The sequence below is a fragment of the Rhizobium johnstonii 3841 genome (assembly GCF_000009265.1).
Classification (GTDB): Bacteria; Pseudomonadota; Alphaproteobacteria; order Rhizobiales; family Rhizobiaceae; genus Rhizobium; species Rhizobium acaciae.
Window position 1 is genome coordinate 1,643,732 of record NC_008380.1, and the last position, 24,755, is coordinate 1,668,486.

24 protein-coding genes are annotated in these 24,755 nt (G+C 61.9%); 9 read left to right on the forward strand and 15 right to left on the reverse strand.

Annotation, left to right across the window (positions count from 1 at the left end; all coding sequences use genetic code 11):
• Positions 1 to 100: 100 nt before the first annotated feature.
• The 4 genes from RL_RS08165 to RL_RS08180 form a co-directional block, all read right to left on the reverse strand.
• Complete coding sequence (locus tag RL_RS08165; protein WP_011651259.1) at positions 101 to 2,146, reverse strand: prolyl oligopeptidase family serine peptidase; 2,046 nt, start codon at positions 2,144 to 2,146, stop codon at positions 101 to 103.
• Between the two features lie 223 nt (positions 2,147 to 2,369).
• Positions 2,370 to 4,253 carry an ABC-F family ATP-binding cassette domain-containing protein gene (locus tag RL_RS08170; RefSeq protein ID WP_011651260.1) on the reverse strand — a complete coding sequence of 628 codons (1,884 nt, stop codon included), beginning with the start codon at positions 4,251 to 4,253 and terminating at the stop codon, positions 2,370 to 2,372.
• A 157-nt stretch (positions 4,254 to 4,410) separates the two neighbouring features.
• Complete coding sequence (locus RL_RS08175) at positions 4,411 to 5,460, reverse strand: GGDEF domain-containing protein (RefSeq protein WP_032992564.1); 1,050 nt, start codon at positions 5,458 to 5,460, stop codon at positions 4,411 to 4,413.
• A 208-nt stretch (positions 5,461 to 5,668) separates the two neighbouring features.
• Positions 5,669 to 6,178 carry a DinB family protein gene (locus tag RL_RS08180; RefSeq protein ID WP_011651262.1) on the reverse strand — a complete coding sequence of 170 codons (510 nt, stop codon included), beginning with the start codon at positions 6,176 to 6,178 and terminating at the stop codon, positions 5,669 to 5,671.
• A 139-nt stretch (positions 6,179 to 6,317) separates the two neighbouring features.
• Between RL_RS08180 and RL_RS08185 the strand changes: the two genes are divergently transcribed.
• Both RL_RS08185 and ndk read left to right on the forward strand, forming a co-directional pair.
• Positions 6,318 to 7,007: a glutathione S-transferase family protein gene (locus RL_RS08185; protein WP_011651263.1), complete on the forward strand. Its 690-nt coding sequence runs from the start codon at positions 6,318 to 6,320 to the stop codon at positions 7,005 to 7,007.
• A gap of 81 nt (positions 7,008 to 7,088) precedes the next feature.
• Complete coding sequence (gene ndk / locus RL_RS08190) at positions 7,089 to 7,511, forward strand: nucleoside-diphosphate kinase (protein ID WP_003547097.1); 423 nt, start codon at positions 7,089 to 7,091, stop codon at positions 7,509 to 7,511.
• A gap of 84 nt (positions 7,512 to 7,595) precedes the next feature.
• Here the strand turns inward: ndk and RL_RS08195 are convergent, their stop codons facing one another.
• Together RL_RS08195 and RL_RS08200 are read right to left on the reverse strand one after the other, a co-directional pair.
• Entirely contained in the window at positions 7,596 to 8,099 is a 504-nt protein-coding gene (locus RL_RS08195; RefSeq protein WP_011651264.1) for a hypothetical protein, read from the reverse strand.
• Entirely contained in the window at positions 8,096 to 8,641 is a 546-nt protein-coding gene (locus tag RL_RS08200) for a CGNR zinc finger domain-containing protein (protein ID WP_011651265.1), read from the reverse strand. The genes RL_RS08195 and RL_RS08200 overlap by 4 nt, the downstream gene beginning before the upstream one ends.
• A 65-nt stretch (positions 8,642 to 8,706) precedes the next feature.
• On the opposite strand from RL_RS08200, the gene RL_RS08205 reads away from it, so the two are divergent.
• Entirely contained in the window at positions 8,707 to 9,603 is an 897-nt protein-coding gene (locus RL_RS08205; RefSeq protein WP_011651266.1) for a branched-chain amino acid ABC transporter permease, read from the forward strand.
• Position 9,604: 1 nt separating this feature from the next.
• Here RL_RS08205 and RL_RS08210 read toward each other — a convergent pair whose 3' ends face one another.
• The 5 genes from RL_RS08210 to RL_RS08230 all read right to left on the reverse strand — a co-directional run bounded on the left by RL_RS08210 (position 9,605) and on the right by RL_RS08230 (position 14,103).
• The gene (locus RL_RS08210; protein ID WP_011651267.1) at positions 9,605 to 10,066 is read right to left on the reverse strand and encodes a molybdenum cofactor biosynthesis protein MoaE; all 462 of its coding nucleotides are present in this window, start codon (positions 10,064 to 10,066) and stop codon (positions 9,605 to 9,607) included.
• Between the two features lie 196 nt (positions 10,067 to 10,262).
• Entirely contained in the window at positions 10,263 to 10,517 is a 255-nt protein-coding gene (gene moaD, locus RL_RS08215) for a molybdopterin converting factor subunit 1 (RefSeq protein ID WP_011651268.1), read from the reverse strand.
• Positions 10,514 to 11,104 (reverse strand): CDP-diacylglycerol--glycerol-3-phosphate 3-phosphatidyltransferase, encoded by a 591-nt coding sequence (gene pgsA / locus RL_RS08220; protein ID WP_003547103.1) that lies wholly within the window; start codon positions 11,102 to 11,104, stop codon positions 10,514 to 10,516. The genes moaD and pgsA overlap by 4 nt, the downstream gene beginning before the upstream one ends.
• Positions 11,105 to 11,296: 192 nt before the next feature.
• On the reverse strand, positions 11,297 to 13,339 hold the full coding sequence (uvrC, locus tag RL_RS08225; protein ID WP_011651269.1) for an excinuclease ABC subunit UvrC: 2,043 nt from the start codon (positions 13,337 to 13,339) through the stop codon (positions 11,297 to 11,299).
• Complete coding sequence (locus RL_RS08230; protein ID WP_011651270.1) at positions 13,336 to 14,103, reverse strand: SDR family oxidoreductase; 768 nt, start codon at positions 14,101 to 14,103, stop codon at positions 13,336 to 13,338. The genes uvrC and RL_RS08230 overlap by 4 nt, the downstream gene beginning before the upstream one ends.
• A 365-nt stretch (positions 14,104 to 14,468) precedes the next feature.
• On the opposite strand from RL_RS08230, the gene RL_RS08235 reads away from it, so the two are divergent.
• Positions 14,469 to 15,104 carry an outer membrane protein gene (locus RL_RS08235; protein ID WP_011651271.1) on the forward strand — a complete coding sequence of 212 codons (636 nt, stop codon included), beginning with the start codon at positions 14,469 to 14,471 and terminating at the stop codon, positions 15,102 to 15,104.
• A gap of 85 nt (positions 15,105 to 15,189) precedes the next feature.
• Here RL_RS08235 and RL_RS08240 read toward each other — a convergent pair whose 3' ends face one another.
• Together RL_RS08240 and RL_RS08245 are read right to left on the reverse strand one after the other, a co-directional pair.
• Positions 15,190 to 15,786, reverse strand: coding sequence for a glutathione S-transferase (locus RL_RS08240; RefSeq protein WP_011651272.1), 597 nt, complete (start codon positions 15,784 to 15,786; stop codon positions 15,190 to 15,192).
• Between the two features lie 60 nt (positions 15,787 to 15,846).
• On the reverse strand, positions 15,847 to 16,716 hold the full coding sequence (locus RL_RS08245) for a 23S rRNA (adenine(2030)-N(6))-methyltransferase RlmJ (protein WP_011651273.1): 870 nt from the start codon (positions 16,714 to 16,716) through the stop codon (positions 15,847 to 15,849).
• Between the two features lie 16 nt (positions 16,717 to 16,732).
• On the opposite strand from RL_RS08245, the gene RL_RS08250 reads away from it, so the two are divergent.
• The 3 genes from RL_RS08250 (at position 16,733) to RL_RS08260 (ending at position 20,841) form a co-directional block, all read left to right on the forward strand.
• On the forward strand, positions 16,733 to 18,937 hold the full coding sequence (locus RL_RS08250) for a molybdopterin oxidoreductase family protein (protein ID WP_028741442.1): 2,205 nt from the start codon (positions 16,733 to 16,735) through the stop codon (positions 18,935 to 18,937).
• A complete protein-coding gene (locus tag RL_RS08255; protein ID WP_011651275.1) occupies positions 18,934 to 19,527 on the forward strand; it encodes an NUDIX domain-containing protein in 594 nt (197 codons plus the stop codon). The genes RL_RS08250 and RL_RS08255 overlap by 4 nt, the downstream gene beginning before the upstream one ends.
• Before the next feature lie 144 nt (positions 19,528 to 19,671).
• On the forward strand, positions 19,672 to 20,841 hold the full coding sequence (locus tag RL_RS08260) for an alpha-D-ribose 1-methylphosphonate 5-triphosphate diphosphatase (protein ID WP_011651276.1): 1,170 nt from the start codon (positions 19,672 to 19,674) through the stop codon (positions 20,839 to 20,841).
• A 75-nt stretch (positions 20,842 to 20,916) separates the two neighbouring features.
• Here RL_RS08260 and purN read toward each other — a convergent pair whose 3' ends face one another.
• Both purN and purM read right to left on the reverse strand, forming a co-directional pair.
• The gene (gene purN, locus RL_RS08265) at positions 20,917 to 21,588 is read right to left on the reverse strand and encodes a phosphoribosylglycinamide formyltransferase (protein WP_011651277.1); all 672 of its coding nucleotides are present in this window, start codon (positions 21,586 to 21,588) and stop codon (positions 20,917 to 20,919) included.
• A complete protein-coding gene (purM, locus tag RL_RS08270) occupies positions 21,585 to 22,658 on the reverse strand; it encodes a phosphoribosylformylglycinamidine cyclo-ligase (protein WP_011651278.1) in 1,074 nt (357 codons plus the stop codon). The genes purN and purM overlap by 4 nt, the downstream gene beginning before the upstream one ends.
• A gap of 247 nt (positions 22,659 to 22,905) precedes the next feature.
• Here purM and RL_RS08275 point away from each other — a divergent pair, with 247 nt between their 5' ends.
• Positions 22,906 to 24,030 (forward strand): AI-2E family transporter, encoded by a 1,125-nt coding sequence (locus tag RL_RS08275; protein ID WP_011651279.1) that lies wholly within the window; start codon positions 22,906 to 22,908, stop codon positions 24,028 to 24,030.
• On the forward strand, positions 24,023 to 24,736 hold the full coding sequence (hdaA, locus tag RL_RS08280; protein WP_011651280.1) for a DnaA regulatory inactivator HdaA: 714 nt from the start codon (positions 24,023 to 24,025) through the stop codon (positions 24,734 to 24,736). Before RL_RS08275 ends, hdaA begins: the two co-directional genes overlap by 8 nt.
• Positions 24,737 to 24,755 lie beyond the last annotated feature (19 nt).

Sequence of the window (24,755 nt, forward strand, 5' to 3'; positions counted from 1 at the left end):
TCGCTCCAGCCTGTGAAAAGTATGACTTATTGGGTTCGTTTTTTAGCAGAAAGAGGAACGCCGACAAGCTCTCCCTCTTCATTCTTTGCATGATGGCATTCTACCGCATGATAGTTTGGCGAAGGAAGCTGTAACCCATCGCCGCGCGGGCGGCGCGTTCTTCGGAATTGCCGTCGCCGCCATGCCCGCCGGAGCCGAATTCATGGAAGAGCGGCCGGTGTCCTTCTTCCTCCAGCCGCGCGGCAAAGCGGCGCGCATGCGAGGGATGCACGCGGTCGTCATTGGCGGAGCTTTCGATGTAGATCGGCGGATAGCTGACCTTGGTCGCCGGCCCGACATTGTGAAGCGGCGAATAACCGAGCATGAAATCCCGGTCCACCGGCGTCTCCGGATCGCCATATTCGTCCATCCAGGCTTGCCCTGCGGCAAACAGGTGGAAGCGTGTCATGTCGAGGACCGGCACCTGGCACCAGACGGCGCCGAAATCGTCGGGATAGCGCGTCAGCATCACGCCGGTCAGCAGACCGCCATTGCTGCCGCCCTGGCAAGCAATCCGCGACGGTACTGTATAGCCGCGGGCGACGAGATCGCGCGCGATGGCGACGAAATCGGCAAAGGCCCGGTCTCGCCCCTGCCGCTTGGCGCTGCGATACCAGTCGGGCCCGAATTCGCCGCCGCCGCGAATATAGGCCTGCACATAGGCGCCGCCTTGTTCCAGCCAGCGTCCTGTCACGCCGGAATAGCTTGGCGACAACGGGACATCGAAGCCGCCATAGCCATAAAGCAGCACCGGCAGCGCGCCCTTGGTCCATTGCTTCGGCAGGACAAGCCGGTATGTAACCCTCGTTCCGTCCTCGGAAACAGCCTCCAGCAGTTCGGATGACATATCGGTCGCATCGAAATAGCTCGGCGCCGCGGCGACGAAAATCGGTTCGGCCTGCTTGCTGCGATCCGACAGCTCGAGGCGATAACAGACGGGCGGCTGCAGGAAGCCCTGGCCGACGATGTGGAGCGTATCGTCGCCAAGATGCAGATCCGCATAGAGTGGCCTGAAGTGAGCCGTCTGCATATCCGCCGGCAATGCGATCTCGCGCTGTTCGGCATCGGGCCTTGTCAGGTCCAGCACCATGAGACGCGGACGCAGCCGATCGGAGATGATGAAGACGCACCACTCCTGCATCAGCATCATCTGCGCGATGGACTGGCCCTCGCCAGGCTGAAACAGGATTCGCTCCGGCCCGAGCATGGCCGTCTCCGAGGCGGGGTCGAAGCGTTGCAGCACGAGGCTGCCGGTCGCAACGTGCTCATCGGTCTTTGCCCGCCAAAGGCAATGACCATGATTGAACTGGAAATCGGCTTCCTTAGGCCGCAGATCGATGCGTCGCTGTGTGCCGTCGTTGGCGATCAGGAAAGCGCTCGCGACGCCGATCTCATGGGCGGCGACGAAAATATCGATCAGTCCGCGATCCGCCGAAGCGCCTGATAGGGCAGGGTCGATGACGAGATTGAAGCCGTAGACGTCCTCGTCTGCTGCTTCGAACATGACGGCGGCATCTTCCGGTCGCTGCCCGCGCTTCAAGCGCCGTCCGACGCGCGGCCATCCCGAGCGGGTCGCCGAAAACCTGTCGATGGAACCGAAATAGCAGATTTCGTCACGGCTCAGCCAAGTGGCATGCGATCGTGCGGCCGGTGTATCGAAGCCGCCTTCGACGGCCTGTTTCCGCTCGGCGTCGAATTCGAGCAGCCGGAGAAGGTCGGAGCCGCCGTCCGAAAGCGTGAGCAGCACCCGCGTCGGCTCCCATGGGCAGGTGACGGCGCCGCGCCAGTTCCAGCGCTTGCCTTCCCTGACGCAGAAGGCGTCGAGATCGAAGGCCGGCTCCCAGGCGGCGTCCGGCAGCGGCTCCTGATCTGCCGGCAGGCGGAGCCAGATGCCGAGAGGATTGTCCTTACTCTGGCGGAAATCGAACAGCCACTCGCCTCGGCGCAGCGGAACGATCAGCCTGTCCTGCCGCTCGATCAGCGCCTTGATCGCGTCGCGATCCCTCTCGAATTCAGGTGTTCTCAGTGCCGCGTCGGAAACCCGGTTGTGATCGTCGATGAACTGGCGGGTGCGCGGATCGTCGTCCGTTTCGAGATGAAGGTTCATATCTGATCTGCCGGCTTCCGTTGATGTCGGACAGATCTAGGCAGCCGGTCCCGACTTGGCAACCCGCCTTACAGCGCCGCGCGTCTCTTCAGACGCACGAAGGACGCTGTAACACCTTGAACCTAAGCGTCGGCCGATGCGCCAGCGGATCGTCACGAAATCGGCCAAGGCGACGACGGTGTTCGGCACCTCGGTCTTCTTGAGTTTCAGCGTCACCCTGTGGCTATCCCGCCATCGCTTCTTCGTATTCGGCTGACAGCATCAGCCAGTCTTCCTCGGCGGCAGCGAGTTTTGCCGCGGCCTCGCCGCGCTGTTTTGCCTTCTCGGCGGCCTTGGCGGGCGTCTTCTCATAAAGGGCCGGATCCGCAAGTTCCGCGTCAAGCGCCTGAATCTGTTTCTCCAGCTTCGCCGTCAAGGATTCGATTTCGTTGATCTTTTTCCTGAGCGGCGTCAGCGAGGCGCGACGTTCGGCATTGAGCTTGCGCTGGTCGGCCTTCGACGTCGCGTCTTCAACTAGCTGCGGCCTTTCTTCTTTTTTTTTACCGGAAGTGACGATGAGGTCGCGGTATTCGTCCATATCGCCTTCGAAGGTCGTCACCGTGCCGCCATTGACCAGCCACAACCGATCGACCGTCGCCTCGATCAGGTGACGGTCATGCGAGATCAGGATGACGGCGCCTTCGTAGTCGTTCAGCGCCTCGATCAGCGCGCGGCGGCTATCGATGTCGAGGTGGTTGGTCGGCTCGTCGAGGATCAGCAGATTGGGCGCATTGAAGGCGGCAAGCCCCATCAGCAAGCGGGCTTTTTCGCCGCCGGAAAGATCCTTGGCGGCCGTTGCCATCTTCTCGGTCGCAAGCCCCATCTGGGCGACGCGGGCGCGCACCTTGGCTTCCGGCGCGCCCGGCATCAGGCGGCGCACATGCTCCACCGGCGATTGCTCGGGAATGAGGTCGTCGAGCTGGTGCTGCGCGAAGAAGCCGATCTTCAGGCTCGGTGCGAGCTTTACCTCACCGCTCTCCGGCGCAAGCCGGCCGGAGATGAATTTGGCGAAGGTCGATTTGCCGTTGCCGTTCGAGCCGAGCAGGGCGATGCGGTCGTCATTGTCGATGCGCAGATTGAGGTTCTTCAGGATCGGATTGCCGGGCTCGTAGCCGACGGCGCCGCTCTGGATCGCGACGATCGGCGAAGCCGGCTGCTTTTCCGGCTCGGGAAAAGTGATCGGCTGTACGTGGGCCTCGATCACCGCGGCAACCGTTCCCATGCGCTCCAGCGCCTTGACGCGCGATTGTGCCTGACGGGCCTTGGAAGCCTTGGCCTTGAAGCGGTCGATGAAGCCCTGCAGATGTTTGCGCGCCGCGTCGTTCTTGGCCTTGGCCTTCGTCTGCAACTCGTCGGCTTCCGCCTTCTGTCGCTCGAACTGGTCGTAACCGCCTCGATAGAAGGTGAGCTTCTTCTGGTCGAGATGGACGATCGCATTGACCGCGTTGTTCAGAAGGTCGCGATCGTGGCTGATGATGATGACGGTGTGCGGATAGCGCCTGACATAGTCTTCCAGCCACAGCGTGCCTTCGAGGTCGAGATAATTGGTCGGCTCGTCGAGCAGAAGCAGATCCGGCTCCGAAAACAGCACGGCGGCAAGGGCGACGCGCATGCGCCAGCCACCGGAAAAGGAGGAGGCGGGGCGGGCCTGCGCCTCCTTGTCGAAGCCGAGGCCGGCAAGAATACTCGCGGCACGCGCTTCGGCCGAATGCGCGTCGATATCGACAAGGCGCATCTGGATTTCGGCGATGCGGTGCGGATCAGTCGCCGTCTCCGCCTCGGCAACGAGGGCCGTGCGTTCCTTGTCCGCGGCAAGCACGATCTCGATCAGCGCGTCTTCGGTCGCCGGCGCTTCCTGCGCCACCTGGCCGATGCGTGCAGCCTTCGGGATCGACACTGTTCCGCTCTCCGAGCCGAGATCGCCGGTGATGACGCGAAAAAGTGTGGACTTGCCGGCGCCGTTCCGCCCGACGAGCCCTGCCTTCGTGCCTGAAGGCAGTGAAACGCTGGCATTGTCGAGAAGCAGGCGCCCGGCGATGCGGGCGGAAATATCGGTGAGCGTGATCATGGCCGGCGTTTTGGCCGAAAGCGCTCGCCAAGGCAAGAGCCCTTATCCCCGCGCCAAGCTTGCTTGTGCGCTGACAAGCTTGCTTATCCCCGGGACAAGCTTTGTTTGTCCCACCGCAAGCGCGCTTGTCCCGCGGCAAGCTTGCTTGTCCGCCGCCTCAGCGGCCGAAAGCCTGCACCGGCAGTCGGGGGTTCGATTGCGCGGCGAGAAGCGCCACGCGGGCATTCGCCTGTAACTGTCCTGGCGTTGCCGCATCGGTGCTGAGCGCCACGCCGATCGAGATGGTGAGCCTGCCGCGATCGGTCTTGTCGGATGTCGCGAAGACCAGATTGTCCTCGACGGAGGCGCGCAGGCGCTCGGCGATAGCAATCGCATCCTGCATGCCGACATTGGAAAACAACAGGGCGAACTCGTCACCCTCGGTGCGGGCAACAAAATCGTTCTTCTTGATCGACTTTTGGAGGAGTCCGGCGAGCTTCTTCAGGAGCTTGTTGCCTGCCTGCGTGCCGTATTTGTCGTTGAGATCGGTGAAATTGTCGATATCGACCATGATCAGCGCGCTGCCGGCGGCACCTTCTTGCCGCTCGTAGAGGTCGGCGATCGTCCGGTTCAGCGCAATGCGGTTCGGAAGTCCGGTGATCCTGTCGGCGATCGCAGCCGATTGCATCGCCGAAATGCCGCGCTCCAGCGTTTCCAGCGTCTTGATATCGTCCTGCAGCTTCGCGCCGATTTCCATCTCGGCTGCAAGAACGGTCGAAAGCGAGGCAGTGAGGTAGTCGATCTCGCTGAGGAAGGCGGCAAGGCTCTGATCGTTCTGGCCGGAAACGGATTTCAGGATCGTGCCGCAGGCGCGCGCAAAGGCGTTCTTGTGCCTCAGCCCTTCAGCAAGTCTTTCCGCCACGTCGCGCAGCATCCGGCTCGCCTCGTTGCGTGAGGTCTCGCCCGCCAGCCCGCAATGGCCGGCGAGGCGGTATTTCAGGCCGAGTTCGTCGAGCATCGGCTGCTGCGGCTGGGACCCTAGTGCGGCGATATCCTGCGCAAGGCCGGCATTCAGCCCGATGATCGCCTCATGAAAGAGTTCGTAATTGCGCGGGAGTGCCGCGACGTTGAGACGCGCCATGTGCTGGGCGATCTTCTGAATATCCGCCATCGGCGCGGCGCGCGCAGCCTCGCGCGGCACCAGTGCGTTTGCGCTTGCATTCTGCATGACGATCCCTCGCGACCCGGCCTCATCTCTCACATCACGCTATGCCCGCAAGCGTTTAAGAGAGGCTGAATTTTCGACGGGGAAGCTCTGGATTGGCGGCAGAACCGGCAAAGGCGGTTAATTCAGTCTTGATGGCCAGAACATGAAGCCGAAAATTGTGAGCGGTTTTCGGATGACATCATGTTCTAACTTTAACTTGGATCGGGCCTCACATCCATTCTCGGCCGTCGCTGCGCAGGAAGTAGATGAGATCAAGCGTGAGGCTCGGCTTGCCGAGCGCCGTCAGCGTCATGTGGCACTGGCCGCGATGATGGGTCTGGTGGTTGAAGAAATGCGCGAGCGCTGACGACAGAGGCTGGGTGATCTCGGCCGGCTGCACCACCGTTACATAGGTGAAGTTGGCGGCAAGCGCCGCCTCGTCCAGCATGCCCGTCCAGGCAATGATCCGCTCGTCCTCTGCTTTGCGGGCGGCGGCAAGCGCATCCCGATCTTCGAAGAGCACGGCATCGAGTGTCGTCGGCGCTTCGCCGATGCCGCTGAAGCGCTTCATCCATATCCGGTCGGCGACGAGCAGATGATTGAGCGTGCGATGCAGCGAGCCGAAGAAGGCGCCGCAATCATTGCGGAACTCTGCATCGCTGAGTTCGGCCGCAGCCGCATAGACTTGCGTGTTGGCCCAGCGATTATAGGCGGCGAACATCCTGTAATGTCTGAGCATCCTGTTCCCTCCCGTGTCGTATCGGCAGTCTAGCCCTTTTCCTTAGAAAGCCGAGTGATGACGCCATGAAATTTCCTGATTTGATTGCAGGCGCTTTCTGTCGTGGAATGGATAGAGCTGAGATCTCGAAAGGACTGTCATGACCAGAGCCCTCTATTCCCTCTGCGGCGCCGACGAGCGGCGCTTCTTTTCGCCCCATTGCTGGAAAGCGGTGATGGCGCTGGCGCATAAGGGGCTCGATTTCGAGGAGATTCCGACGACCTATGCCCGCATCCGCGCGATCGGCGGCGGTGTCTCGTCGATCGTGCCCGTTCTCGACGACAATGGCCGGCTGATCCCCGACAGTTTCCACATCGCCCTCTATCTGGAGGAGGCCTATCCCGAGCGGCCGTCACTGTTCAACGGCGAGGGCGGCAAGGCGCTGTCGCGCATGGTGGAAGGTTATTCGCAGATGATCATCCATCCGGCGATCATGCGCATCGCCCTTCTCGACATCCATGCGAACCTCGACGAGGAAGACAAGGCCTATTTCCGTCAAAGCCGGGAGGCTCGGCTTGGCAAGCCTTTGGAAGTGGTTGCCGCCGACAGCGAGGCGGAGAAGGCTGCCTTCGGCGCCAAACTGGAGCCGCTGCGGCACATGCTGAAGTTCCAACCCTTCATCGGTGGGCAGACACCGCTGTTTGCCGACTATATCGTCTTCGGCGCGCTGCAATGGCTGCGTGTCTCCGCCGGTCTCGCCATGCTAGCCGCCGACGATCCCGTCATGGCCTGGTTCGAACGCTGCCTCAGTCTCCACCAAAGCCGCGGCCGGACTGTGACAGCGGCGTGAAATTGCCGCCCACCTCTTGTTTTCGGGCGTTGGGGCGGGTAAAGACCGCCCACTTTTCCCGAGAAAACAGAGGATTTGACTATGGCGATTGAACGCACCTTCTCGATGATCAAGCCGGATGCAACGAAGCGCAACCTGACGGGCGCCATCACCAAGATGCTCGAAGATGCCGGCCTGCGTGTCGTCGCTTCCAAGCGCGTCTGGATGAGCCGTCGCGAAGCCGAAGGTTTCTACGCCGTTCACAAGGATCGTCCCTTCTTCGGCGAACTGGTCGAAGGCATGACCTCCGGCCCGACCATCGTCCAGGTGCTGGAAGGCGAAGGCGCGATCCTCAAGAACCGCGAGATCATGGGCGCCACCAACCCGGCAAACGCTGACGAAGGCACGATCCGCAAGGTCCACGCTCTGTCGATCGGCGAAAATTCCGTTCACGGCTCGGATGCTCCGGAGACGGCTGCCCAGGAAATCAAGTACTGGTTCTCCGATACCGAAATCGTCGGCTGAGGCCACGCTTCGGCATTCGCCGGCAATACCTTGAATTGACTCTCGAAAGCCGGGGCCTTGCTCCGGCTTTTTCCATGCCTTTCTCTATGCCGGGCATTTGTCGGTATTCGAGAAATCGACGCTGCCGTCAGGCTTGAAGACCTCGGGGTTCTTGTCATAAAGCGCGCCGACGACGAGCGGCTTGCTCGGCAGGACGGTCTGATCGAGGTCGGACCGGAACTGCGTCTTCAATTCCTGCAGCACCTTGCCATCCTTGTCGACCAGCCGGACACTCACGGAATAGGGGCGGTCCTTGCGCACGCAGTGCAGGTTTTCGCTCTGCAGCGCAATCTTGTCGTCGATCGGATAGATCTTCTGGTTCAGCACCAGCGGATCGCCTCCTTCAGGATTTTCGAATTCGGCGATAATGATCGAACCGTCGGGGATGGGCCCGGTCTTCTTCAGCGTCAGCAGATAGGTGGCGCTCGCCACCCGATAGTTGAAGACGAAGAGATGGCCGGTGACCTCGACCAGGTTTTCAGCCTGGCGTTGACAGGCGGAAAGCAGAAGGGCGGCGGCTGCCGCCATCACGATCCAATAGTTTCTCATGGCGTCTCCTCCTTCTTGCGGCGATAGTGACGGTTCGCCTTGGCGCGGTTGCCGCAGACCGCCATGTCGCACCAGGCCCGGCTCCTGTTCTTGCTGCGGTCGATGAACAGCCAGCCGCAATTGCCGCAGATCTTCATGCGTTCCGGATCGGGCATGGCGATCAGCCGCAGTGCCGAATGGGCGGTCGCCGCAGCTAGGCTGCCGGGGCTTGCGGCGCGCAACGCCTTCGCCAGCGCTTCCAGCAACCCGGCCAGCAATTGGTCGTCGCCGCCAGTCAGTATACGCTTGCGGAAATAGAGGTCGATTGTTTCCCGCAGCGCGATGAAATCCACTTCGTTTTCCACCGCCACCGGCGCGATGTCGCCGAAGAGGGCACGCTCGGCGCAGAACTCGGCCGCAGCGCTTGGAAAGCTCCGCATCTGATCTCTGATCGCGAAGCGGTCGATCCGCCGCGTTGCATCGTGGCGCAGAACGACGCTGTTGACGACATCGAGCGCCAGTGCGCCGCCGGCAAAGCGGTGAGGGGTCCAGGAAAAGCTCATGATGAAATTATAACTGGTGAAATTGGTTTTACCAGTTATAATTTTGGTGACGCGGAGTGTCTCGAATGGCCTATCTTCTGCAGCAGCTGGCGAATGCGGTTCCGCTTGCCGCCCTCTATGCGGCGCTTGCCTTCGGTTATGCCGTCGCCTTCGGCGTGACGAAGCGGGCCGACATCACCTATGGGGCGATCTTTGCCTTCGCGGGCCAGATCCTGCTGCTCTTCACCGAACTCGCCTATGCCAGGTTTTGGCTGGTGCTGCCGGCCGCCCTTGCCGTCGGCGCCTGTGCTTCCATCGTCTATTCGCTGGCGGCGGGCCTATGGATCGGCCGCTCGATCATGCTGCCGCTGGTCAACAAATCGCCGAATACGGTCATCGTCGCTGCCCTCGGCATCATGATCGTACTGATGGAGACCGCCCGGCTTGCCGCCAATACCCGCTCTATCTGGCTGCCGCCGTTCCTGAACGACACAGTCGTCTTCTGGAGCGACGGGCTGTTCAAAGTGACGCTCACCCATATCCAGCTGATCAACACTGTACTGATGTCTGCCATTGTCGCTGTGGGCACGCTGATCCTCAGGCGCACGGCCTGGGGCCGCGTCTGGCGCGCCGTTACCGATGACCCGCTGGCAGCCGAACTCTGCGGCACGAGCGCCGACCGCGTCTTTCTCACCGCCTATGCGGCAGCCGCCCTCGTCGCCACGATCTGCGGCATCCTCGCGACTTTCTACTACGGCTCGATGGATTTCGGCGCTGGCCTGATGTTCGGGCTGAAGGTGCTGCTGATCGCAGCGGTCGGCGGCCATTCCGATCCGCTGCGCTCGGCAGGCGGCGCTGCCGGGCTCGCCGTCGTCGAAACCATGTGGGGCGCCTACGGCCCCTTCGTCTGGCGGGATCTGGTCGTCTTCTCGCTACTCGTCCTGCTCTTGGTCATGAGCCGCCGGGAGCGTGTTGTTCTCTAACTTATTTCCACTTGTCGCGGGCTGCGTCGTCGGCGTCTTTCGCCGAGACCCAGTCGCCGGTGGCGCCATCCCTGGCGTGCTCCTTCTTCCAGAAGGGGGCTGCCGTCTTCAGGAAGTCCATGACGAAATTGGCGCCGTCGAACGCCGCCTGCCGGTGCGGCGCGGCTGCGACGACAAGCACGATATTCTCGCCGGCTGCGATCTTTCCATAACGGTGGATGGCAGTCAGGCCGAGAAGTCCGAAACGCGCGATGGCAAGATCGCCGATGCGCCGCATCTCCGCTTCGGCCATGCCGGGATAATGCTCGAGCTCGAGTGCCGCAAGCGTCCCGCCTTCATCGCGGCAGAGGCCGGAAAAGGTGACAACGGCGCCGATGCCGGCTTTGCCCTTGGAGAGGCGATCGACCTCGGCTTGCAGGTCGAAGTCCTCACGCTGGACGCGGATGGTGGGGGTGATGGTCACGACAGTCTCCCCCTTCTCCCCAGCGGGGAGAAGATGTCCGAAGGACAGATGAGGGGGGTGCGCGGCGAAAGCCGCGAACGCACTGAGCTCAAGCGAAGGGCAGTACCTGCGGCCGCGGCCCCCTCATCCGCCCTTCGGGCACCTTCTCCCCGAGGGGAGAAGGGAGGGGAATATGCCGCATCCGATCTCATCCCAGTCATCCCCCCGTCATCGGCGGAAATATACCGATCTCGTTCGCCCCCGATATCGGCTCGTCATGCTCGACATGCTCCATGTCGAGCGCCACGCGGATCACGTCGGGATATTGAAGTGCGGTCTCATATTCTTCGCCCAGCGTCTTCAAATGATTCAAGAGATCGGCGACGGTGACGACGGAGGAGGGGAGGTCGATCTCCTCCTCGCCCTTGCCGATGCGCTCGCGCACCCAGGCGAAATAGACAAGCCGGGTCATTCCTCGTCATCCACGATATGTTTCACCCCGGCGCGGAAATAGTCGTAGCCGGTATAGATCGTCAGCAGCGCGGCGATCCACAGCAACGCGATGCCGGTCTGCGTCGTATAGGGGAAAATCTCGTCGCCGGCCGGACCGGCGAGCAGGAAGGCGATGGCGACGAGCTGCAGCGTCGTCTTCCACTTGGCGATCCGCGTCACCGGTACGCTGACCTTCAGCGCTGCCAGATATTCGCGCAGTCCCGACACCAGGATCTCGCGGCAGAGAATGGTGATCGCCGCCCAGATCGACCAGCCGGCGATGGTCTGGTCGGCCGCGACCAGGAGAAGGATCGAGGCGACCAGCAGCTTGTCGGCGATCGGATCGAGCATGCGGCCGATATTCGACGTCTGGTTCCAGATGCGCGCGAGATAACCGTCGAGGAAATCGGTGAGCGAGGCGATGACGAAGATCCACAGCGCCACCCAACGCGCCGTATTGCTGATCGACAGCCTGCCCTCGATGAAGAAGCAGAGAACGATCAGCGGTACGGCGAGGATGCGGCCGTAGGTCAGGAGATTGGGAATGCTGTACGCACGCGATGCCATGGGATCGTTTCTCTGAATTGATGCGCCGCTACAGCGCCGCGCGCCTTTTCAGACGAGCCAAGGACACTGTAACACTTTAGAACCTCCGCATCATGCTCGGGCCGATGCGGTAGATGACGGCTTTGGCTGCGGACCGTCAACATTCTTTCTGTCTTTGCACCGCCTTTGCGTGGAATTTGCGACGGACGCCGGTTATTTCGCGGCGTCGTCGTGGAAATGGTTATAGACCTGCCTGGCGACCGCTTCCGATATGCCTTCCACCGCCATCAGGTCGGACAGGGCTGCGCGCGAAACCGCCTTCGCCGTACCGAAATGCTGGAGCAGTGCGCGTTTGCGCGACGGGCCGATGCCGCCGATCTCGTCGAGCGGGTTCTTGATCATTTCCTTCTTGCGCCGCGCCCGGTGCGAGCCGATCGCGAAACGGTGCGCCTCGTCGCGCATGCGCTGGATGAAATAGAGCACCGGATCGCGCGGCGGCAGCGTGAAACTCTCGCGTCCCGGCGGGAAGAAGCGTTCGCGCCCGGCATCGCGGTCGACGCCCTTGGCGATGCCGATCGCCGTGACGCTGTCGGTGATGCCGAGTTCGGCAAGGATGGCGCGCACCGCCGTCATCTGCCCCTGGCCGCCGTCGATGAGGATCACATCGGGCCAGGTCGGGAAGGGCATGTCGGCTGCATCGGGCGTGGCCACCTGCGCCGTCCGGTCGGGAATGCCTTCCTCCTTGATCAGCCGTGAGAACCGCCGCGTCATCACCTCCTTCATCATGCCGAAGTCGTCGCCGGGCGTGATGTCGGTCGATTTGATGTTGAACTTGCGGTACTGGTTCTTGACGAAACCTTCCGGCCCCGCGACCACCATGCCGCCGACGGCATTGGTGCCCATGATATGCGAATTGTCGTAGATCTCGATGCGCTGCGGTGCATAGGCAAGCCCGAACGTCTCCTTGAAACCTTCGAGCAGCCGCGACTGCGACGCCGTCTCGGCAAGCTTTCGCCCATGCGCCTCGCGTGCATTGCCGACGACATGGTCGACCAGATCCCGCTTCTCGCCGCGCTGCGGCACTAGCATGGAAACCTTATGGCCGGCCTTTTCGCTGAGTGCGGCCGCGAGCAGCTCCAGCTCCTCCACCGTCTGCGACAGCATGATCTGCTTCGGCACCGGCTTGTCGTCGTAGAACTGCGCGAGGAAGGAATTCAGCACTTCGGCGCTCGAAAGCTGCGGATCGGCCTTCGGGAAATAGGCGCGGTTGCCCCAGTTCTGGCCGGTGCGGAAGAAAAACACCTGGATGCAGGAGATGCCGCCCTCATGATGGATGGCGAAAACGTCAGCCTCCTCGACGCCGGCCGGATTGATGCCCTGGTGGCTCTGCACATGCGAAAGTGCGGCCAGGCGATCGCGATAGATCGCCGCCCGCTCGAAGTCGAGGTCCTCGGCCGCCTGGTTCATCGCCTCGGCCATATGCGACTTCACCTTCTGGCTCTTGCCGGACAGGAAGTCCTTCGCCTCCTGCACCAGCTCGCCGTACCCCCCATCGCTGACCTCGTGGGTGCACGGCCCGGAACAGCGCTTGATCTGGTAGAGCAGGCAGGGCCGGGTGCGCGTTTCGAAGACGCTGTCGGTGCAGGTGCGGATCAGGAAGGCGCGCTGCAGCGAGTTGATCGTCCGTCCGACCGCGCCGGCCGAAGCGAAGGGTCCGAAATAGTCGCCCTTTCGCGCTCTCGCACCGCGATGCTTGAAAATGGCAGGCGCCCGGTGGTCGCCGGTGATGAGGATATAGGGAAAGGACTTGTCGTCGCGCAAGAGCACATTAAAGCGCGGCCGCAAGCGCTTGATCAGATTCGCTTCCAGAAGCAGCGCTTCGGTTTCCGTGCGCGTCGTCACGAATTCCATGTTCGCCGTCTGGCGCACCATCTGGGCGATGCGGTTGGAATGCACGCGGCCGACGGCGTAATTGTTGACGCGCTTCTTCAGGCTGCGCGCCTTGCCGACATAGAGCACGTCGCCCTCGGCATTGAACATGCGGTAGACGCCGGGGCTGTTCGGCAGCCGCTTGACGAATTCGCCGATCAGTTCCGCGCCGAGGAGCCCGGTTTCATTGAGGCTGCCTGCATTCCAGTCGACCGTCGCCGCAAGCGGCGCGGCGACGGAAGCGTCGCCTTCCACCTCGATATCGTCTTCGCTCTCATCCGTATCATCGTAGAGAACGCCGCCATCCGGCAGCTTTCGTCCGTTCATTCCGTAATCTCCGCCACATCGGGCGTCTGCCAGGCGAGGTGCTGGCCGCCGTCGAGGGCAATCATCTGGCCGGTGATCGAGGGCGTGTCGTAAAGGAAACGAATCGCTTGTCCGAATTCCTCCAGCGCCGGCCCTCGCTGCAAGATAAGGGCTGAGACCTGCGCTTGGAAGTCCTCCATCGCCTGCCGCTCGCTCGGCATCGAGGGGCCGGGGCCGATGGCATTGACGCGGATGCGTGGCGCCAATGCCTGTGCAAGCGTTTGCGTTGCCGTCCACAGCGCCGATTTGGAGAGGGTATAGGAATAGAAGCTGGGCCTCAGCGCCCAGACCCGCTGATCGATGATATTGACGATCAGCCCGGCTGCCTCAGCGGGCATCTGCTGCGCGAAGGCCGCCGCAAGAATAGAGGGCGCACGGACATGCAGGTCGAAGTGCAATGCCCATGTGGCGGCATTGAAACTACGCGCTGAATCATGCTGGAAGACCGACGCATTATTGACGAGTAGATCGAGCGGCCCGAGCGCTTCCGACGCCCTTGTAATGAGCTCGCCCGTTTCGCCGATATCGGTGAGGTCGGCCTGCAGGGCGGTCGCCCTATATCCCTTTCGCCGCAATTCCGCCACCAGCTCTTCGGCCTCGCCGATGGAGCCGTTCGCGTGGATCGCAACGGAAAAGCCATTTGCAGCAAGGTCTTCGGCGATTGCCCGGCCTATTCTCTTAGCAGCCCCTGTAATAAGGGCCGAGCGAAGTCTTTTGTGGTTCAAAATCTTGCCTTCTGATCCCGCGAGTCTGTCTGCAGACTATATAGGCGCCGGCGGAGATTATATAAATAGGCCGTTGCGGTTGCGTCCGAGGGTCGGATATTCTATGTATTATTTAAGAATGCGATTTCTTAAAATAAGTATTTTCAGTTTAACACTTCAGTATGGTTAATGAAGTGTATGTTGCGCCAAAGCAACATCGAATTTCAGCCATGCGGCAGCCACAATGATATCACAATTTGGCTCTTTCAAATCCGCATTTGAGTTCCAATTTCAGTCTCGATCCGGAAGGGACATCTGGCAATATCCCGCCAATGCTTCACTGATAGACAGATGACAAGCGGCGCGGGACTGAAAGGAGACTAAGTATGCGTGTACTCATTGCTGGCCTCATGGCCTCCGTTTTTGCAATTGCGGGCGTCTCGGCAGCTCAGGCGGCCGATGCCGTCGACCAGGTTCCGGAAGCACCGGTCGCCCAGGAAGCTCCAGTAAAGCCGGCAGGCAACTGGGAAGGCTTTTATCTCGGCGGCGCCGGCACCTACAACATGGGTGACTTCGGTTCCGACCGCCACACCTACGGTTTCGGCGGCCAGGTTTTCACCGGCTACAACTGGCAGCAGGGCCAGATCGTTTACGGCGTTGAATCCGATCTCGGCTACAGCGGCGACGACGTCTCCTCGGGCGGCGTCAAGAACAAGTATGGCTGGAACGGCTCCGTCCGTGGCCGCGTCGGCTACGACATGAACCCCTTCCTGCTCTACGGCACGGCCGGTCTTGCCATCGGCGACGTCAAGGTTTCCGACGACACTTCGGACGAAAGCAAGACGAACTTCGGCTATACGGTCGGCGCCGGTGTCGAAGCCTTCGTGACCAACAACATCACGACGCGCCTCGAATATCGCTACACCGACTACCAGAGCAAGGATTACGACCTCGACTCCGGCAGCTTCTCGCGCGGTTACGACGAGAACAGCGTCAAGCTCGGTATCGGCGTCAAGTTCTAAGCGGGTTGAATATCCTGACATGGAAAAGCCGGGCACGTCGCCCGGCTTTTTGCTGTCTGCTCGTTGCTCCAGACGCTGAGCCCGCTCAACCCTCAGACTTGAGCTCGCTATGGGCCGGGAATTTCTTGTCGAACTGCCGCTGCCAGTCGATCAGCGGCGCATGATCGGCTTCCCACTGGTCCTTGAAGCGCAGTTCGAGATAATCGAGCGTCGCGGCCAGCGCGAAATGTCCGCCATTGAGCTTCTTGCCTGTTTTCGGGGGATTGGCGCTGAGATGAGCGAGCCCGCTCGTCGCCTTCTTCCACTGCCGGTCGATCCACGGCTGATGGACCTTTTCCGCGTCGCGGAAGCGCCGCTCGTAGACGATCGCCAGCAGGCAGTCGCAGATGCCGTCGCAGAGCGCCTCGAGGATTTCCGCATCCGTGCGCTTGCCCTTCTTCGAAGGGTAGAGCCCGCCCTTCGTCAGCCGGTCGAAATAATGCATGATCGCCACGCTGTCATATATCGAGACCCCGTCATCGGTCAGCAGCGTCGGGATCTTGCCGAGCGGATTGTTGTCCATCAGGATCGCCGGTCCGGTATTGGTGTCGACCCGGATGGCGTTTACCTCCAGGCCCAGAAAATGCGCGGCCATCCGCACCTTGTTGGAATAGGGCGAGGCGGGCGAACAAAGGAGCTTCATGGGACACCTGATGAGATTGTGGAACTGCGGCGCGGACTATTCCCGAAGCGGGTTGCCCGGTCAATCGTCCTTGACCGCCTTGTTCTCGCCGCGCAGCCAGAAGGCGCGGTTCGAGGCAAAGCGGTCTTGCGCTAGATGGTCCTTCAATGCGGGCAGCAACTGGTGCAATTCGTCCTTCAGCGTGAAGGGCGGGTTGACGATGACGAGGCCTGAGCCCGTCAGTCCGGTAATGCCGCGGTCGCTGCGAACGGCGAGTTCGGCGCAGAGCATTTTCGGAATGTCGAGCGCCTGCAGCGCCTCGTGGAATTCCTTGATCGGCGCACCCTTCTTCAGCGGATACCACAGGCAATAGGTGCCGCCGGGAAAGCGGCGGTAGGCTTTTTCCAGTCCCTCGGCCAGCCGCTGATATTCGTCCTCTTCCTCGAAGGGCGGATCGACGAGCACGATGCCGCGCTTCTCCTTCGGCGGCAGATGTGCGCCGAGCGCCAGCCAGCCGTCGAGCTCGGTGATGCGGGCGTGGTGATCACCCTCGAACAGCCGGTGCAGCCTAACGTAGTCCTCGGGATGCAATTCCATCGCCGACAGCCGGTCCTGCGGCCGGAACAGCATGCGCGCAAGTTTCGGCGAGCCGGGATAGAAGCGGATGCCGCCCTGAGGATTGAGTTCGCGGATTGCCGAGAGGTAGGGCTCCAGCAGTTCGGAAACCTGAGGGCCGAGCTCTGCCTCCATCAGCTTGCCGATTCCATCGATCCATTCGCCGGTTTTCTGTGCCTCTTCGGAGGAGAGGTCGTAGAGCCCGATGCCGGCATGCGTGTCGAGCACGCGGAATCCGCCATCTTTTTTCTGCATGTAGCGGATCAGCCGCGTCAGCACGACATGTTTCAGCACATCGGCAAAGTTGCCCGCGTGATAGATGTGGCGGTAGTTCATTTTTGCTGATGTCCGTATGAATTCGCGTCATGGGGAATTTTTGTGGCTTTTGGCCGTGCAAGCCTTGGAATATACAAATGCCATGAACATTGCGACCCCCATCCACGCCAAATCATCGAAGCCGGAGAATAGGGTAGGCCATACCGCCTGTCCGCATGACTGTCCCTCCACCTGCGCGCTGGAGGTCGATATATCAGAGGATGGCCGCATCGGCCGTGTGCGCGGCGCCAATGACCATACCTACACGTCGGGTGTCATCTGCGCCAAGGTCGCCCGTTATGCCGAGCGGCTCTACCATCCCGACCGCCTGATGCATCCTCTACGCCGCGCCGGCGCCAAGGGGGCAGGGCAGTGGCAGCAGATTTCCTGGGACGATGCGCTGGATGAGATCGCCGAAGCCTTTGTGAAGTCCGAGGCAAGGGACGGCAGCGAGGCGATCTGGCCCTATTTCTACGCCGGTACCATGGGCTGGGTGCAGCGCGATTCCATCGATCGCCTGCGTCATGCCAAGCGTTACTCCGGCTTCTTCTCCTCGATCTGCACCAACCCCGCCTGGACCGGCTTCACCATGGCGACCGGCACGCTGCGCGGTCCCGATCCGCGCGAAATGGGCCGCACCGATTGCGTCGTCATCTGGGGCACCAACGCGGTGTCGACCCAGATCAACGTGATGACCCACGCCATCAAGTCGCGCAAGGAGCGCGGCGCGAAGATCGTCGTCATCGACATTTACGACAATCCGACGATGAAGCAGGCCGACATGGCGCTGATCGTCAGGCCGGGCACCGACGCCGCACTCGCCTGCGCCGTCATGCACATCGCCTTCCGCGACGGTTACGCCGACCGCGCTTACATGGCGAGATATGCAGATGATCCCGAGGGGCTTGAGGCGCATCTGAAAACCAAGACGCCGCAATGGGCTGCCGCTATCACCGGCCTTTCGGTCGAGGAAATCGAAGCCTTCGCCAGCCTCGTCGGCACGACGAAGAAGACCTTCTTCCGCCTGGGTTATGGCTTCACCCGCCAGCGCAACGGCGCGGTCGCCATGCATGCGGCCGCCTCGATCGCCACGGTTCTCGGCTCCTGGCAATATGAGGGCGGCGGCGCTTTCCATTCGAACAGCGATATCTTCCGCATGAACAGTGCCGAACTGACCGGCCGGTCGATGAAGGATGCCGATATCCGCATGCTCGATCAGTCGCAGATCGGCCGCGTGCTGACCGGCGATCCCGTGGCGCTGCGCCACCGCGGTCCGGTGACGTCAATGCTGATCCAGAACACCAATCCCGCAAACATCGCCCCCGAGCAGCGCCTCGTCAGACGCGGCTTTGCCCGCAACGACCTCTTCGTCGCCGTGCACGAGCAGTTCATGACGGAAACGGCCGAGATCGCCGATATCGTCATTCCCGCGACGATGTTCGTCGAGCACGACGACATCTACCGGGCCGGCGGCCAGAACCATATCCTGCTGGGACCGAAGTTGGTCGAGCCGCCGCCAACCGTGCGCACCAATCTCTTCGTCATCGAGGAACTGGCCAAACGCCTCGGCGTCGCCGATCGCCCCGGCTTCGGCTTCACCGCCCGCGAAATGGTCGACCGCATCCTGGAATCGAGCGGCCTGCCGGATTACGACCATTTCCTCGAACACAAATGGTTCGATCGCCAGCCTGCTTTCGAGGAAGCGCATTACCTGAACGGCTTTGCCCATCCGGATGGCAAGTTCCATTTCCGCCCGGACTGGATCAATCAGCCGGCGCCGAACAAGCCACCGGCGGCGATCGGCGCACTCGGGCCGCACGCCGCGCTTCCGGCCTTCCCCGATCAGGTCGATGTCATCGAAGTCGCCGATATCGAGCATCCCTTCCGCCTCGCCACGTCGCCGGCCCGCAACTTCCTGAATTCGAGCTTCTCCGAGACCAAGACCTCTCGCCAGAAAGAAGGCCGCCCCGAGGTGATGATCAATCCGGCCGATGCCGAAGCCAACGGCATCGCCCATGGCGATCTCGTCCGCATCGGCAACAGCCGCGGCGATCTGCGAATCCACGCCCGCATCACCACCGAAGTGAAATCCGGCGTGCTGATTGCCGAGGGGCTTTGGCCGAACAAGGCGCATGTCGACGGGGAGGGCATCAACGTCTTGACTGGCGCCGACCCTGTCGCGCCTTATGGCGGCGCGGCCGTGCACGACAACAAGGTCTGGCTTCGCAGGGACGCAGCATGACCCAGCCGAAATCCCGGGTGAAGATCGCCGGCGAGGAAACCCTGTCGAATGGGTGGACGCGGCTGAGCAGCTACCTCCTCGACTATATCGACCGCAAGGGCGCAACCCAGCGGTTGAAGCGGGAAGTCTACCACCGCACACCGGCCGCCTGCATCCTGCTTTACGATCCGAAGCGCGACCTCGTCGTTCTCGTCCGTCAGTTCCGCCTCGCCGTTCATCTCAACGGCGATCCCGCCTGGATAATCGAGGTTCCGGCAGGCCTTCTCGACGACGACCATCCCGAAGCGGCAATCCGTCGCGAGGCGATGGAGGAGACCGGCTATCGCCTGCGCGATGCGCGCTTCCTGTTCAAATCCTACACCTCGCCGGGCGCGGTCACCGAAGTCGTCCACTTCTTCGCAGCCCTCGTCGACATCGCCGACCGCGTGGCCGAAGGCGGCGGCCTGGACGAGGAACACGAGGATATCGAAGTCCTTGAGATCCCGCTCGACGAGGCGGCAGCGATGATCGAAACCGGCGAGGTCTTCGACGTCAAAACGATCGTGCTTCTGCAATGGGCCTTGTTGAACAGGGCAAAGCTGACGGCGTGAATCTGCGAGGCGGGCGCGTCGGATCATTTCCAAAGCGCAAGTTTCCGCTTTAAGATGATACGGCGCGAAATTTCATACGACTGTCACGAAGCGGTTCTATCCGCTGCGGTTTGTCAATCATCGGATGCGGTCAGGAGAAAGCCCATGTGGCTCAGCAATTTCACCCTCGTTCTCCCAAACGAGGTGGTGAGTGAAGGTTCCGTGCGTGTTGAGGGTGGCGCCATCGCCGAGATCAGGCCGGAGCCGGTCGCCGGTGCTGCGATCGATGGCGGCGGGCGGCTGCTGATGCCGGGATTCGTCGATCTCCACGGTGATATGATCGAGCGCGAAATCGCCCCGCGGCCGAACGCGACGATGCCGATCGATTTCGGCATCCACGAACTCGACAAGAAGCTTGCCGCCGCCGGTGTCACGACGGCGTTTGCCGCCGTCTCCTTCGCGACCGAAAGCGTCTACGGCCACGTCCGTTCGCTGGAGACGACATCGGCGGTAATCGAGGGCATCAACCGCCTGCGCGACGACCTGCTGATCGACCACCGCGTCCACGCCCGCTACGAGATCACCAATGTCGGCGCAGCGCCCGCACTCGAACGCCTGTTGAAATCCGATCAGATCGACATGGTCTCGCTGACCGACCATACGCCGGGTCAGGGCCAGTATAACAACCTGCAAAGCTACATCTTGAGCATCTCCGAGCGCCGCGCCATCTCCGAGGAAATGGCGGCGGAGATGGTCGCCAAGCGCATCGCCATGCGCAGCAATCCTGACATCGAGGCCAAGCTGAAGGAGATTGTCGCGCTGTCGCTGAAGCACAAGCTGTCGCTTGCCTCGCATGACGATGACAGCGTCGAAAAAGTCGCCGAAATGCACGATCTCGGCGTCACCATCAGCGAGTTTCCGGTCACCGCACCTGCGGCGGAGGAGGCGCGCCGTCGCGGCCTCTGGACCCTGATGGGCGCGCCGAACGCGCTGCGCGGCCAGTCGATGTCGGGCAATCTCAGCGCGCTGGATGCTGCAAGGGCCGGCCTGCTCAGCGTCATCGCCGCCGACTATCATCCGGCCGCCTTCGTGCCCGGCATCTTCAAGCTCGCCGACATGGTGGAAGGCGGCCTGCCGGCAGCCGTCGCCATGGCAACCGGCAATGCGGCCCGTTCCGCCGGTCTGTCGGATCGTGGCGAGATCGCCATCGGCCAACGCGCCGATCTGGTCGTGGTCGAGCCGGGTGATATCAATCGCATCCGCGCCACCTTCCGCGCCGGCCGCTTCGTCTACAGCGACGGTACGTTGCATCCATTGCGGGCGCTGGCGGCTTAGAGCAATTCCAGGAAAAGTGCGAAGCGGTTTTCCGTCCGGAATTGTGTAAAATCAAAAGCTTAAAGCCGATCGGCTCTAAGCGCGGTCGCCGATCAGCGAAATAAGCTGGGCCTTGGGTGCGGCGGTCGAGGCCTCCGCGCCGACGGCCCTGCCGTCTTCCATCGTCACACGGCCTTCGGCAAAGAGCCGCAAGGCTTGCGGATAGATCTGGTGTTCGATGGTGAGCACACGCGCGGCAAGGCTTTCGGCCGTGTCACCGGAAAGAACCGGCACGGCCGCCTGGCCGATCACCGGCCCCTCATCCATGCCTTCGGTGACGAAATGCACCGTGCAGCCGGCGATCCGCATACCGGCGTCGATCGCACGCTGATGCGTATTCAGGCCGGGAAACAGCGGCAGCAGGGAAGGGTGGATGTTGAGCATCCGGCCTTCGTAGCGCTGGATGAAGGTCGGCGTCAGCAGCCGCATATAGCCTGCCAGGCAGAGAATATCGGGTGAAAGCTCATCGAGCGCCGAAAAGATCGCCGCCTCATGCGCGTCCTTGCTGGCATAGTCCTTGCGAGGAAAAGCGAAGGTGGCAATGCCTTCGGCGGCGGCCTTGGCAAGCCCGCCGGCATCCGCCTTGTCGGAAATCACCCCGACGATCTCGGCCGGATAGTCGGCTGCCTTTGCCGCCGCAACCAGCGCCATCATGTTGGAGCCGCTGCCTGATATGAAGACGACGGCGCGTTTGCGCGGCGAGCTCATATGGCAAGCGTGCCCTTGTAGACCGTGCCGGCAGCGCCTTCTTCGCGGGCAATCATGCGGCCGAGCGTGATAACTGTCTCGCCCTCGGCTTCGAGTGCCGCGGAAACCGTCGCGACATTCTCGCCGGCAACGACAGCGATCATGCCGACGCCGCAGTTGAAGGTGCGCAGCATTTCCTTGGCTTCGACGCCGCCCGTCTTGGCGAGCCATGAAAACACCGGCGGCACCTTGACGGTGGCAAGATCGATCTCGGCCGCTAGATGCTTCGGCAGCACGCGCGGAATATTTTCCGGGAAGCCGCCGCCGGTGATGTGCGCCAGCGCCTTGATGGCGCCGGTCTCGCGGATCGCCTTCAGAAGCGGCTTCACATAAATGCGCGTCGGCTCGAGCAGGGCTTCGCCGAGCTTCTTGTCTTCGGTGAACGGCGCCGGTGAATCCCAATCGAGGCCGGACAATTCGACGATCTTGCGCACCAGCGAGAAGCCGTTGGAATGGACGCCGGAGGAGGCGAGGCCGAGGATCACGTCACCCTCGGCAATATCGCCTGATGGCAGGAGCTTGCCGCGTTCGGCTGCACCGACGGCAAAACCGGCGAGATCGTAGTCGCCGGAGGAATACATGCCGGGCATCTCGGCCGTCTCGCCGCCGATCAGCGCGCAGCCGGCCTCGCGGCAGCCGGCGGCAATGCCCCCGACGATGGCCGCGCCTTGGTCTGGGTCGAGCTTGCCGGTCGCGAAATAATCGAGGAAGAAAAGCGGCTCGGCGCCCTGTACCACGAGATCGTTGACGCACATGGCGACGAGGTCGATGCCGACGGTGTCGTGATAGTCGGCATCGATCGCGATCTTCAGCTTGGTGCCGACGCCGTCATTGGCAGCGACGAGAACCGGATCGGTAAAGCCTGCCGCCTTGAGGTCGAAAAGCCCGCCGAAGCCGCCGATCTCGCCGTCGGCGCCGGGACGACGGGTCGAGCGCACCGCCGGCTTGATCTTCTCGACGAGGAGGTTGCCGGCATCGATGTCGACGCCCGCATCGCTATATGTCAGGCCGTTTTTCCCAGACTGGCTCATGCTGGTCTCCGATGGCTATTTCAGGCGGCAAACGTGCCGCGTCATCTGCCGGTCGCAATTGCATGACAGGGGCTTTTATGCAAGCGCTGCATGGCAAAAGCCCCCAATTTCCCGCGTCTTCTTCCGGCCTTTCCGGGATTTGGCGCGACAGGGTTGACCATCTTTGCGCCTGCATCCTATGTGCTGAATGGCCGCTTCGGATCGCATGCTGCGTTCGGGCGGCGGCGAGCGATCAGCGGGGAAGGCAATGCCACAGCAAGTCAGTGGGAACATTCTCAAGCGTCAGATCTTCTTCTGGCTGGCGGCGCTCGTCTTTTTCATCGCCTTCCTTTATGTCTTCAGCTCGATCCTGCTGCCCTTCATCGCCGGCATGGCGATTGCCTATTTCCTTGATCCGGTGGCTGACCGGCTGGAACGCCTGGGTCTGAGCCGCATGATGGCGACCATCGGTATTCTCGTCGCCTTCGTCATCGTCTTCACGCTGGCGCTGATGATCCTCATTCCGGTGCTCATCAGCCAGTTCAACGATTTCGCTCAGCGTCTGCCGGGTTATATCAGCCAATTACAGCAGTTCATCACGCAGGCGCAGAATTCGCTGCTGCCGGACTGGGTCGAGAACCAGATGGGCACGATCAAGGACAATCTCTCTGGCATCCTGTCGGAGGGCATGGGCTTCCTCACTGGGCTCTTTGCGCAGATCTGGAATTCCGGAAAGGCGATCGTCGACGTCATATCGCTGCTCGTGGTCACCCCCGTCGTCGCCTTCTACATCCTGCTCGATTGGGACCGTATGATTGCCAAGGTCGACCAATGGATCCCGCGCGATTATGTCAGCGATGTTCGCCAGATCGCCAAGGAGATCGACCAGGCGATTGCCGGCTTCATCCGCGGCCAGGGCTCGCTCTGCCTCATCCTCGGCATCTATTACGCCGCCGGCCTCTCTCTCGTCGGGCTGAATTTCGGCCTGCTGATCGGCCTCTTCGCCGGCATGATCAGCTTCATTCCCTATGTCGGCTCGATGGTTGGCCTCGTGCTGGCGGTCGGCGTGGCGCTTGTGCAGTTCTGGCCCGATTATCCGTGGATCGGCCTGGTGCTCGTCGTCTTCTTCAGCGGTCAGTTCCTGGAAGGCAACATTCTGCAGCCTAAGCTCGTCGGCTCCAGCGTCGGCCTGCATCCGGTCTGGCTGATGTTTGCGCTCTTTGCCTTCGGCGCGCTCTTCGGTTTCGTCGGGCTTCTGGTTGCCGTGCCGGCGGCGGCGGCCGTCGGCGTCCTTGTCCGTTTCGCGCTTTCACGCTACCTTCAGAGCGATCTTTATTTTGGCGGGTCGCCCAGTGGCCACGCCCGGAAGACGAAATCAGTTCCCAATGAATGACGTGAAAAACGCTGATCCGAAGCGCAATGCCGGAGAGCAACTGCCGCTGGTCTTTTCGCACGATGCCGCAAGCGGGCGCGACGACCTCCTGATCTCGGAGCGTCTCGCCGCCGCCGTTTCGATCGTCGATGCCTGGCCGGCATGGCCATCGCCGGTCGTCGTGCTCGCCGGCCCCGTCGGCTCGGGAAAATCGCATCTGGCCCGCATCTGGCGGGAATTGAGCGGCGCCGTCGACATCCATCCCGAGCTTGGCTCGGACGCCGCGGTTGCCGCCGCCGCCGGACCGGTGCTGTTTGAGGACGCCGACCGCCTCGGCTTCGACGACAATGCGCTCTTCCACGTCATCAACAGCGTTCGCGAAAACGGCACCAGCCTGTTGATGACCAGCCGTCTCTGGCCGATGTCGTGGCCGGTTTTGCTGCCCGATCTGCGCTCGCGCCTGAAAGCGGCAACCGTCGTCGAGATCGGCGAACCCGATGAGGTGCTGTTGTCGCAGGTGATCGTCAAGCTCTTCGCCGACCGGCAGCTTTATATAGATGACAAGCTCGTGCTCTATATCGTTGTCAGGATGGAGCGGTCGCTGAACGCGGCCCAGACAATCGTCGAAAGGCTTGACCGGCTGGCCCTGTCGCGGGGCACGAAAATCACCCGGTCTCTTGCTGCCGAAGTATTGAATGAATTGGGAAATTCGGAACCGGCCGATTGACTGTCACAGTTCCGTCGTC